At 64.9% G+C, this 10,400-nt stretch carries 8 protein-coding genes; 7 read left to right on the plus strand and 1 reads right to left on the minus strand.

What is annotated here, in order from left to right; translation table 11 throughout:
- Positions 1 to 39: 39 nt before the first annotated feature.
- A complete protein-coding gene (locus HX818_RS23935; RefSeq protein WP_003218615.1) occupies positions 40 to 1,032 on the minus strand; it encodes a P1 family peptidase in 993 nt (330 codons plus the stop codon).
- A 306-nt stretch (positions 1,033 to 1,338) separates the two neighbouring features.
- Between HX818_RS23935 and HX818_RS23940 the strand changes: the two genes are divergently transcribed.
- From HX818_RS23940 to HX818_RS23970, 7 genes are all read left to right on the plus strand, one after another.
- On the plus strand, positions 1,339 to 3,777 hold the full coding sequence (locus HX818_RS23940) for a TonB-dependent siderophore receptor (protein WP_177020862.1): 2,439 nt from the start codon (positions 1,339 to 1,341) through the stop codon (positions 3,775 to 3,777).
- Between the two features lie 58 nt (positions 3,778 to 3,835).
- Positions 3,836 to 5,173: an LLM class flavin-dependent oxidoreductase gene (locus HX818_RS23945; protein ID WP_177020863.1), complete on the plus strand. Its 1,338-nt coding sequence runs from the start codon at positions 3,836 to 3,838 to the stop codon at positions 5,171 to 5,173.
- Entirely contained in the window at positions 5,170 to 6,087 is a 918-nt protein-coding gene (locus HX818_RS23950) for a 5'/3'-nucleotidase SurE (protein ID WP_177020864.1), read from the plus strand. The genes HX818_RS23945 and HX818_RS23950 overlap by 4 nt, the downstream gene beginning before the upstream one ends.
- Positions 6,084 to 7,073, plus strand: coding sequence for an LLM class flavin-dependent oxidoreductase (locus HX818_RS23955; RefSeq protein WP_177020865.1), 990 nt, complete (start codon positions 6,084 to 6,086; stop codon positions 7,071 to 7,073). Before HX818_RS23950 ends, HX818_RS23955 begins: the two co-directional genes overlap by 4 nt.
- Positions 7,070 to 8,056 carry an LLM class flavin-dependent oxidoreductase gene (locus HX818_RS23960; protein WP_177020866.1) on the plus strand — a complete coding sequence of 329 codons (987 nt, stop codon included), beginning with the start codon at positions 7,070 to 7,072 and terminating at the stop codon, positions 8,054 to 8,056. The genes HX818_RS23955 and HX818_RS23960 overlap by 4 nt, the downstream gene beginning before the upstream one ends.
- A 159-nt stretch (positions 8,057 to 8,215) precedes the next feature.
- Positions 8,216 to 9,208 (plus strand): LLM class flavin-dependent oxidoreductase, encoded by a 993-nt coding sequence (locus HX818_RS23965; protein WP_177020867.1) that lies wholly within the window; start codon positions 8,216 to 8,218, stop codon positions 9,206 to 9,208.
- Positions 9,198 to 10,340, plus strand: a complete 1,143-nt coding sequence (locus tag HX818_RS23970) for an LLM class flavin-dependent oxidoreductase (RefSeq protein WP_003218626.1) — start codon at positions 9,198 to 9,200, stop codon at positions 10,338 to 10,340. The genes HX818_RS23965 and HX818_RS23970 overlap by 11 nt, the downstream gene beginning before the upstream one ends.
- Positions 10,341 to 10,400: the final 60 nt, after the last annotated feature.

The following is a 10,400-nucleotide window of genomic DNA, read 5'->3' on the forward strand; positions in this document are numbered from 1 at the left end:
GTCGCGGCGGCCCGCGGAGTAACGGATATACACCCCACCCTAACCCCGCGCAGCAAACACCCCCCGAGCAATCGACCGAGCCACACAATCAGCCGCCGCCGACCCAATCCGCCCAATCTCCACCTGCCGCCGAGGCCCATCCGCCACCTCCACTGCCCCCGAAGCCAACGCAAAAACCGTATCCCCATCAAACGGCAAATGCGCCGGCCGCACCGCCCGGGCAATCCCGTCCTGCGCCATGATCGCCACCCGCTTGCACTCCGCCACCGTCAACCGCGCCGTACTCGCCACCACCACCAGCGTGGTATTGGCCCCCGCTTGCAGACGCCCCATGGAATCCAGCCGCGACAACTCCGGCATCGGATCACTGCAATCCATCTCCGTCACCGGCCGCGCCCCGCCAAACTCCCCCGCCACCTCCCAGGGCCACGCCCAGAACGTCTCGCCATCCGGCATGTAGACCGAACCAATCGGGTTAGCCACCACCAACGCGGCAACCACCAACCCATCGCCCAAATCCAGGGACGCCGTCCCCAGCCCGCCTTTCAACACCCCGGCCATGGCCCCACGCCCGGCCCCGACAGAGCCCAGCTCAAACTCCGGACCGGCATTGGCCAGCGCCTCGAACCCCAGTCGCCGGTAAGGTGGCTCCAGGCCCCAATCCTTGTCCCCGCCATTCGCCAAATCATGCAACACCGCCGCCGGCACGATAGGAATCGCCGGCGCACCCGGCTTCAAATGCAACCCCACCTGGTCCTGGGACAACTTCGCCGCCACCGCATCCGCCGCCGCCAGGCCAAACACCGAGCCACCGGCAAACACCAGCGCGTGCAACTGGCCCACCATGTTCTCCGGCTCCAGCGCCGCGGTTTCGCGACCACCTGGGCCTCCACCGCGAATGTCGATACTGGCAGTCCAGAAACCATCCGGGCGGATCACCGTGACGCCGGTGTCGGCGTACAGGTCTGTGGCGTGGCCAACCTCCAGGCCGGGAATATCAGTGAGGGCGTTGCGCGGGCCAGGTCTAGGCATACAGAAAAACTTCCTTGGGTTTAGGTATGGCGTGGGGAGAGCAAGGGGTGTGCCAAGGAGGCGCTCCCCCGGCCCAGCGTACGCAAGCAGCTTCGCGAAAAAATCCCCTGCACAAAAACCAACACCCTGCCCTCCCGCCTGTTAGAAAAACACCACCCGCCCCGCAAACCCTCCAACAACTCCTTGTTATCCAAGACTTTTCAGCGATGGCACAGCCTTTGCTCTCCTGCCTCCACCAGAGCTTGAACTTAACAAGCCGTCCTCGAACAAGGCCCGTTGCCTAACCACACTGGAGTGTTGCACATCATGAATCCATCACGCGCCGCCGGCCGCCGCCAACCCGGCAAGGCTTTCGCCCATACCCTGTTGTTCCTCGCCGTGTGCGAGGCCGTCAGCTACAGCAGCCTGACCCTCGCCGCCGACGCCCCGGCCAGCGATAACCCCCTGGACACCGTCGTGGTCATCGGCAACCGTGGCCAGGCCCGCACCCTGGCCGACAGCCCGGCGCCGGTGGACGTGATTTCTTCCAAGCAGTTGCTCGCCACCGGCCAGGGCGACCTGACCCGTGCCTTGAGCAAGGTGCTGCCGTCCCTCAACCAGCCGGCCTCGTCGGGCTTCGGTTCGACCTCGATCGTGCGCCCCATCAGCCTGCGCGGCTTGAACGGCGACCAGGTGCTGGTGCTGGTCAACGGCAAGCGCCGCCACAACAGCGCGCTGCTGAACAACGCCACCTCCCTCAACTCCGGCTCGCAACCGGTGGACCTGGACATGATCCCCACCGCCCTGGTGGATCACATCGAAGTGCTGCGTGACGGCGCCTCGGCGCAATACGGGTCGGACGCCATCGGCGGCGTGATCAACATCGTGCTCAAGCAAACCGACCACGGCGGCAGCTTGTCCACCACCTACGGCCAGAACTATGAAAACGGCGATGGCGAAACCGTGCGCCAAACCGGCAATGTCGGCCTGGCCCTGCCCAACGACGGTTTCATCAACCTCGCCCTGGACGTGAAGAAACAGGACGTCTCGGACCGTTCCGATGCGGCGCCGTATACCGACAGTGCCGGCAACACCAGCCAACGCCACACCTACTACGGCACCGGCTTGCCCGAGGCGAAGAACTTCAGCCTCGGCTACAACGCCGAGCTGCCGGTCGCCGACGCGCTGACCCTGTACTCGTTCTCGACCTACACCCACCGCAACTCGGAAAAGCCCCTGGCATTCCACCAGCCGCCGTCGTTCAACGGCATCCAGACCCCGTACCCGGAAGGTATCGAAGACAACCTGCGCTTCATCGAAGACGACTTCCAGGTGGCGTTTGGCGGCAAGGGCCAGGCCGCCGGCTGGGACTATGACCTGTCGAGCACCTACGGCCAGGACCATGCCCGGGCCACCCTCACCGACACCTACAACCTGAGCTACGGCCCGAACTCACCGACCTCGGTCGACACCGGCGTAAAAACCTTCAGCCAGTGGACCAACAACCTCGACCTGACCCGCGCCTTCGACCTCGGCCTGTACAAGCCGACGCAGATTTCCTGGGGCCTGGAACAGCGCTACGAAGACTACAAGATCGGCAAGGGTGACCTCGCCTCCTACGCCAGCGGGCCTTTCGACACCGGTGCCAACGGCGCGATCATTCCACCCGGAACCATTTCCGGTGCCGGTACCACCCCGGCCGACGCCGCCGAAAAAAGCCGCATCAGCCTCGCGGGCTACGGCGAGATCGGCCAGGACCTCACCGACAAATGGCACGTGGACCTGGCCGGGCGCTACGAGCACTACAACGACGGCTCGGGCACCACCACCAACGGCAAGTTCTCCACCCGCTACCAGCTGACCCCGATCCTGGCCTTGCGCGGCACCGTCAGCACCGGGTTCCGCGCACCGTCCCTGGCCCAGCAGATCTACAGCTCCACCTCGCAAACCAGCGTCAACGGGCAACTGTTCGACTACCGCAACGTGGCGGTGAACTCCGATGTGGCCAAGGCCCTGGGCGCGACCACCCTCAAGCCTGAAAAGTCGACCAACTACAGCATCGGGCTGACCCTGCAACCCACTGACAACACCAACATCACCCTGGATGCCTACCAGATCGTGATCAAGGACCGCATCGCCCAGACCGGTTACCTGGGCGGCACGCCGCAAATCAGCGCGATCCTCGCCGACGCCGGGCTCAACCCGAACCAGGCGGTGACCTACTTCACCAACGCCCTCGACACCACCACCCGCGGCGTCGACCTGGTGGGCGACTACCGCCAGGACATCGGTGCCTATGGCAGCCTGAAATACAGCGCCGGCTTCAACTGGAACACCACCCAGATCGACTCGATCCACGCCTCGACCGTGGCCGCCCAGGCCCTCGGCCCGGACGGTGGCTATGACCGCCAGCGCCAGGGCAACCTCAAGTACGGCTTGCCGCAATCCAAGCTGCTGCTGGGCACCACCTGGACCTACGACAAGGTTGAAACCAGCCTCAACCTGACCCGCTACGGCTCCTACACCGAGTACGGCACCGCCGAGATCTACGACCGTAACTTCGCGCCGACCTGGATCACTGACCTGAACATCGACTACCACCTGACCAAGGCCGTGACCCTGAATGCTGGGGCCAACAACCTGTTCAACAAGTACCCGAAACGCACCGACCTGGTAAGCAGTTCCGGCGGCTTCCCGTACGGTACCTTTTCGCCTTACGGCACCACCGGTGGCTATTGGTACACCGGCGTGACGTACGCCTTCTGACCCAGCCCGCGGGGCCGGTTCGCCGGCCCTGCGCCTGACCTTTTGCGGGAGCCTGCCCATGACCCGACGTACCGATCAACTCAAGCTGGGGGCCTTCCTGGCCAACAGCGGCCACCATGTATCGGCCTGGCGCCATCCCCTGGCCCAGGCGGATGCCAGCCTGGATTTCGAGCACTTCAAACACATCGCGCAAACCGCCGAACGCGGCAAATTCGACGCCTTGTTCGTCGCCGACGTGGTCGCCCTGTGGGGCCATCATCATGACGCCCTCAGCCGCACTGCCCGCGCCGAACACTTCGAACCCTTGACCCTGATGGCCGCTTTGGCAGCCGTCACCAGCAACATCGGCCTGATCGCCACCGCCACCACCAGCTACAACGAGCCGTACCATATCGCTCGCAAGTTCGCCTCCCTCGATCACCTGTCCAAGGGGCGCGCCGCCTGGAACCTGGTGACCTCGGTGGTCTCGGATGAGGCCTGGAACTTCGGCCGCGAAACCCATATCGACCATGGCGACCGCTACCAGCGCGCCGAAGAATTCCACGACGTGGTCAAGGGCCTGTGGGACAGCTGGGACGACGACGCCTTCACCCGCGACAAGGCCAGCGGGGAGTATTTCGACCCGGCCAAACTGCACACCCTGAATCATCGCGGCGAACATTTTTCCGTACGTGGCCCACTCAACGTCGCCCGCCCTCCACAGGGCCATCCGGTGCTGGTGCAGGCCGGTGCGTCGGAACCCGGCAAGGCCCTCGCCGCCCGCGTTGCCGAGCTGATTTTTGCGGTCAACCATGACCTGGCCGGCGCCCAGGCTTTCTATCAAGACATCAAGCAACGCGCCGCCGCCTTTGGCCGTGACCCCGACCACATCAAGATCCTGCCCGGTGTCACCCCGTTTATCGGCGAAACCCGCGAACAGGCCCAGGCGCTGTTCGAAGAATTCCAGGCCCTGGTGGACCCGGTGCTGGGCTTGCGTTTCCTGGCCGACACCCTGGGCGATGACATCGACCTGTCGGGCTACGACCTCGACGACCCGCTGCCGGAAACCCCGGTAGGCCAGCGCGGCAGCCGTCGCGACAAACTGCTGGAACTGGCCCGCAGCCAGAACCTGAGCATCCGCCAGCTGTACCTGCACCTGACCGCCGGCAACCCGGTAATCGGCACCGCCGAAGACATTGCCGACTTCTTCGAGCAGTGGTTCGAAGCCCGTGCCTGTGACGGGTTTAACGTGTTCTTCCCGTACTTCCCGGGCGGCATCGACCTGTTCGTCGAGCAGGTAATCCCACTGCTGCAGCAACGCGGGCTGTTCCGCACCGAATACGAAGGCACCACCCTGCGGGAAAACCTCGGCCTGCCGCGCCCGGCCAATCGCTTTACCCAGGGAGTCACACCATGAAGCGCAGCGCATGGATGCTGGCAGTCGGCAGCCTGTTCGTCTCGAAGGCCTTTGCCCTGAACATTTTGCTGAGCAACGACGACGGTTATCAGCACCCCAATATTCGCGCCCTGTACACCGAGCTCAAGGCCCAGGGGCATACGGTGCGGATTGCCGCACCGCAGGCCGACCAGAGCGCACGGGGCGGTGCGTTTTTCTTTGGTCGCGAAGTCACCGTTGGCCATGACGACGACCCGGCCTACCCCGACAGTTACTCCATCAGCACCACTGAAAACGGCGTGTGCCAAAGCCCCGAATGTGCCGGCAAAGACGTGCAGATCGAAATCAGCGGCACGCCGGTGATGGCCTTGCTGATGGGCCTGAAAAAAGTCATGCCCCACCCCGACCTGGTGATCGTCGGCCCCAACCCCGGGAATAACCTGGGGGCGATCAACAGCGCTTCCGGCACGTTCAACGTCGCCAGTGTCGCGGTGCAGGCGGGCATTCCGGCGCTGGCGGTCAGCACCGATTTGAAGGAGGCAGACCCACAACGCGCGGCGCAACTGGTGGCGAAGCTGGTCAATGCGCTGGACCAGCATCGCCAGCCCGACGGCGCGCTCTTGCCCAAGGGCCTGGGCCTGAATATCAACCTGCCAAAAGACCCACGGATCAAGGGCGTGAAACTCACCCGCATCGGCAGCTACGTGGGCTTTGAAGCGGTGTACACCGACGACCTCAAGCAATTCAAACTGCCGGGCAAACCCGGCATCGGCTTCCAGTACAGCCCCGCCGCCACCGCCGAGCAGCAAAAGCAGGATGAGGCGGTATGGCTCAACAAGGGTTACCTGACCATCAGCCCGTTCAGCGGCCTGCCGGAGTCGATCAACGCCGGCCCCGCCCTGCAAAAACAACTGGCCCGCGAGGTGCAGCCATGAGTTCGCGTTTTTCCCTGGGGTTTCTCAGCCGGGTCTACAGCCCCGGCTTCGAGCCCAAGGTCTACCGCGACACCGTGGAGTTGTTCAAGGTCGCCGAAGAGCTGGGCTTTGACAGTGGCTGGGTGGCGCAGCATCACTTCGCCAGCGAAAACGGCCGCCTGCCCTCGCCCCTGGTATTGCTTGCCGCCATCGCCCAGCGCACCCGGCGGATCAGCCTGGGCACCGGGATTATCGTGTTGCCCCAGGAAGCGCCGCTGCGCCTGGCGGAAGACGCCTCGGTGCTGGACCTGTTGAGCAATGGCCGGCTGGAGCTGGGCCTGGGTGCGGGTTTTGATCCCGACACGTTCACCGCATTCGGTCGTGAGCCTGAGGCGCGCCACCGCGATTATGAGCAGCACCTGCAACAGTTGATCCATGCCCTGGGCAACGCCCCCCTGACCGACAGCGGCTCGCGCCTGTTGCCACGGGCAGCCGGCCTTGGGCAGCGAATCTGGGAAGCCACCTCACGGGTGGAACGGGTGGCCGAGCGCGGCCACGGCATGATCATGGCGCCCAACCCGCACCTGCCGCCCGAAGCCGGGGTAGAACTGGTCAAGCGCTATCGCAACGCCTGGACCGGTGACAACGGCACCCCGCCCCGTGTCACCCGGGTACAGGCGCTGATCCCGAACCCGGACGCCGCCACGCGCAACGATATCCAGGCCTACGTGCAACGCCAACAGAGCATCGGCGTGTACAAGGCGCCGGTGGATGATGATTTCGACGCCACCCTCAGGCGCCTCGGCATCCTGCACGGCCCGGTCGAGCAGATCATCGAGCAGTTGCAGCAAGGGCCGAGACTGACGGCCAACGACCACCTGGTGCTGCAAGTACAGACCGCCAGCACCCCGCTGCGGGAGGCGATCCGTGCCCTGGAAATCATCCGCGAACAGATCGCCCCGGCCCTCGGCTGGCAACCGACACTGCCCCAAGGAACCCTGACATGAGCTTCAAACTGGGCTTTCTCAGCCACGCCTTTGGCGACGATCCACAGCAGGTCTACCGCGACCTGATCGAACAATTCGAAGTCGCCGAGGCCCTCGGTTTCGACGGTGGCTGGATTGCCCAGCACCACCTGAGCAACGGCTTTGGCCGGCTGCCGTCGCCGCTGGTATTGCTGGCGGCGGTGGCCGAGCGAACCCGGCATATCGAACTGGGCACCGGGGTTATCGTGCTGCCTTTCGAAGACCCGATCCGCCTGGCGGAAGACGCAAGTGTGCTCGATGCCCTCAGCGGCGGCCGGGTGCAATTGGGCCTGGGCAGCGGCGGCGCCAACCTCGACAATTTCAGCGCGTTTGGCCGTGATGCCGTGCAACGCCAGGTCGATTTCAGCGAACACCAGCAGCAGGTCCAGCAGTTACTCGACGGCGAGGCATTGATGCCCCACAGCGCGCTGACCCTGCAACCGCCAGCAACCGGCTTGAGCAGCCGCTTGTGGCACTCCCACGGCAGCCTCGAAGGCGCGGCATACACCGCCAGCCAGGGCAACGGCTTGCTGCTGGGCACCGCCACCCACGATCCGCTGACGGTGCAAAAACCCCTGGCCGATGCCTACTTGAATGCCTGGACCCGCACCGATCGCCCACCGAGAATCGGCGTGGTGCGGGCAATTTTCCCGGCAGCGGATCGCGCCAGTGCCCAAGCGGAACTGGCGGTGGATATCGAGCGCCACATCCCGCGCCTGCAACGCGAAGGCCTGATTGATCAAGCCGTGGACCTGCAGGAGCACCTGCGCCTGATGAACGTGCACCACGGCCATCCCGACGAAGTGATCGCCAGCCTGCAACAGGACCCGTCCCTGCTGCCCTATGCTGACTACGTGATCGCCGTGGTCCAGGCCGAAAGCTCGACCCAGGCGCAGATCCTCAAGCGCCTGGAAATCATCGCCCGGGACATCGCCCCGGCCCTCGGATGGCGAGGACGAGAGTAGGATGATCAAACGCCCTGAAAGCGTCAGCTCCCGTAGCAGCTGTCGAGTGAAACGAGGCTGCGTAGCGGTGTGCCAGATACACCGCGAACGCAGCCTCGCCGGGGCTCGACAGCTGCTACGACGACGCGTGATGCTGATGCCAAACTATGGAGCCCGTGTATGCCCCTTGAATTCAGTTGGTTGATGCCCCTCTGTACCCCCGACTGGGCGGCGCGGCCGGGGCAGTGGATCCAGCTGGCCCAGGCGGTGGAATACGCCGGCATCGACGGCCTGTGGATCCCCGGCGGCGCGCTGTGTGCCGACAGCCTCGGGGTGGCGGCGGCGTTGTGCGCCCACACCCGCCGGGTGCAATTGTCGGTGAGCGTACCGCCGGAAGTCATGCTGCCGGCGGCCCTGGCCACCACCCTGCAAAGCCTGCAATCGATCAGCAGCCACCGGGTGCGCCTGCACTTGCCCGACGGCGAACAAGGCAGCCTGCGCAGTGCGTTTGGCGAATGGCTGAACCGCGACCAGCGCAGCGAACGCATCGGCGAATACCTGGAGATTCTCCAACAACTGCTGGCACCGAATGACGGCGGCCTGGATTATCAAGGCCGCTATTTCCAACTGGAAAACGCCGGCGTCGCCCGCCGCGAACTGCCCGCGCCGCCACTGGTGCTGGACGACAGCCAAAGCCACGCGCTGGTGGCTGGCCACGCCCAGGTCTGCCTGTTGCGGCCTGGGCATCCGCAGTGGCTGGCCCAGGAAATACAACGCTGGCGCCAGCTTCAGCCGGGCCTGGCCTTTGCCTGTACCTTCGGCCTGGTCATCGGCGACAGCGAGGACCTGGCCTGGGAAACCGCCGCCGCCCTGCTGCCGACCCAGGACCTGCCCAACCACCGCATCGCCACCGTGCCCCGCGACCGTCACCCGTTGCGCCAGTGGGAGATCCACCCGAACCTGCTGCAACTGCACCCTGGCCAACCGTTGATCCTGGTGGGCACGCCCCGCCAAATCGCCACGCGCCTGCAGGAACTGCACGGCCTGGGCCTTGGCCACATCATCCTGCAAGGCGGCCCGGCGGTCGGCGAAGTGCTGCGCTTTGGTGAACAGATCCTGCCGCTGCTTTTTCGACACGGCCTGCGCAAGGAGCGCCTGCACCATGAACACTGAGGTTCGCCCCCCGATCCAGCTCGACTGGTTCCTGCCCACCAATGGCGACGGTCGCCACCTCACCAGCAGCGGCCTGCCCAAGGTCGGGCTGTTCCAGCAAGGCGAACGTGCCCCCACCCTCGATTACCTGCGCCAGATCGTGCGGGCTACCGAACAGGCCGGGTTCGACGGGATCATGGTGCCCACCGCCAGCGGTTTCGAGGATCCGTGGCTGATTACCGCGGTGCTGGCCCAGGAGGTGCGGCGGCTTAAATTCCTCCTGACGTTGCGACCAGGCATGGAGCTGCCGGCCTATACCGCCCACCGTGCGGCGACCTTGCAATTGCTCAGCGAGAATCGCCTGGCGTTGCATGTGGTGACGGGGTCCAGCCGTTTTGAGCAGCGTTCGTTGGGGGACTTTCTCGAACACGATGAGCGTTATGCGCGTACTGCGGAGTTTTTGCAGGTGTTCCAGGCGGTGTGGGCTGGAAAGCAGCCGGCGCATCCGGGGCGCTACTACCGCAGTGGGATCAACACGCCGGTGGCGCCTGGGGCCGAGGTGCCGGCGATCTATTTTGGGGGTGCCTCCGAGGCTGCCGAGCAGGTGGGGGCTGCCCATGGGCAGACGTACCTGATGTGGTGTGAGCCGCCGGCGATGATTGCCGAGCGGGTGCTGCGGATGCGTGAGTTGGCCGCGATGCAGGGGCGGACGTTGCGCTTTGGGTTGCGCTTGCACATCTTTGCCGATCGCACTGACGAGGCGGCCTGGGCGCATGTGGAGCGGCTGTTGGAGGAGATTCCCAAGGACGCCATTGACCAGGCGCAGCGGCAGATGGCCAAGTATGAATCGGTGGGGCAGAGTCGCCAGACCGAGTTGATGAAAGGCCGTGGGCGTGGGGCGCGGGAGCTGGAGGTTTCGGCCAACCTCTGGGCCGGTGTGGGCCTGGTACGGGGCGGGGCCGGGACCGCGCTGGTGGGGAGTTATGAGCGGGTGGCGGAGCGGATCGAGGAGTATCACCAGCTTGGGGTGGACAGCTTTATTCTCTCGGGGTTTCCGCATCTGGAAGAGTCGATTCATGTGGGGGCGGAGGTGTTGCCTTTGTTGCGCAGGATTGGGGCTTCGGGGAGGGATGTTGAGGTGGGTCGGGGTTGATTGAGTACATATCCGTTTCTTCGGTTATGGCTGATATCGGTTCCGCTCTTACAGCGGCTC

Origin of the sequence: Pseudomonas sp. F9001 (assembly GCF_013385435.1) — a bacterium.
Classification (GTDB): Bacteria; Pseudomonadota; Gammaproteobacteria; order Pseudomonadales; family Pseudomonadaceae; genus Aquipseudomonas.

Coding starts and splice junctions, on each gene's coding strand:
- HX818_RS23945 (WP_177020863.1), top strand. CDS start 3,836: ATGACCCGACGTACCGATCAACTCAAGCTGGGGGCCTTCCTGGCCAAC.
- HX818_RS23935 (WP_003218615.1), bottom strand. CDS start 1,032: ATGCCTAGACCTGGCCCGCGCAACGCCCTCACTGATATTCCCGGCCTG.
- HX818_RS23970 (WP_003218626.1), top strand. CDS start 9,198: ATGAACACTGAGGTTCGCCCCCCGATCCAGCTCGACTGGTTCCTGCCC.
- HX818_RS23955 (WP_177020865.1), top strand. CDS start 6,084: ATGAGTTCGCGTTTTTCCCTGGGGTTTCTCAGCCGGGTCTACAGCCCC.
- HX818_RS23940 (WP_177020862.1), top strand. CDS start 1,339: ATGAATCCATCACGCGCCGCCGGCCGCCGCCAACCCGGCAAGGCTTTC.
- HX818_RS23950 (WP_177020864.1), top strand. CDS start 5,170: ATGAAGCGCAGCGCATGGATGCTGGCAGTCGGCAGCCTGTTCGTCTCG.
- HX818_RS23960 (WP_177020866.1), top strand. CDS start 7,070: ATGAGCTTCAAACTGGGCTTTCTCAGCCACGCCTTTGGCGACGATCCA.
- HX818_RS23965 (WP_177020867.1), top strand. CDS start 8,216: ATGCCCCTTGAATTCAGTTGGTTGATGCCCCTCTGTACCCCCGACTGG.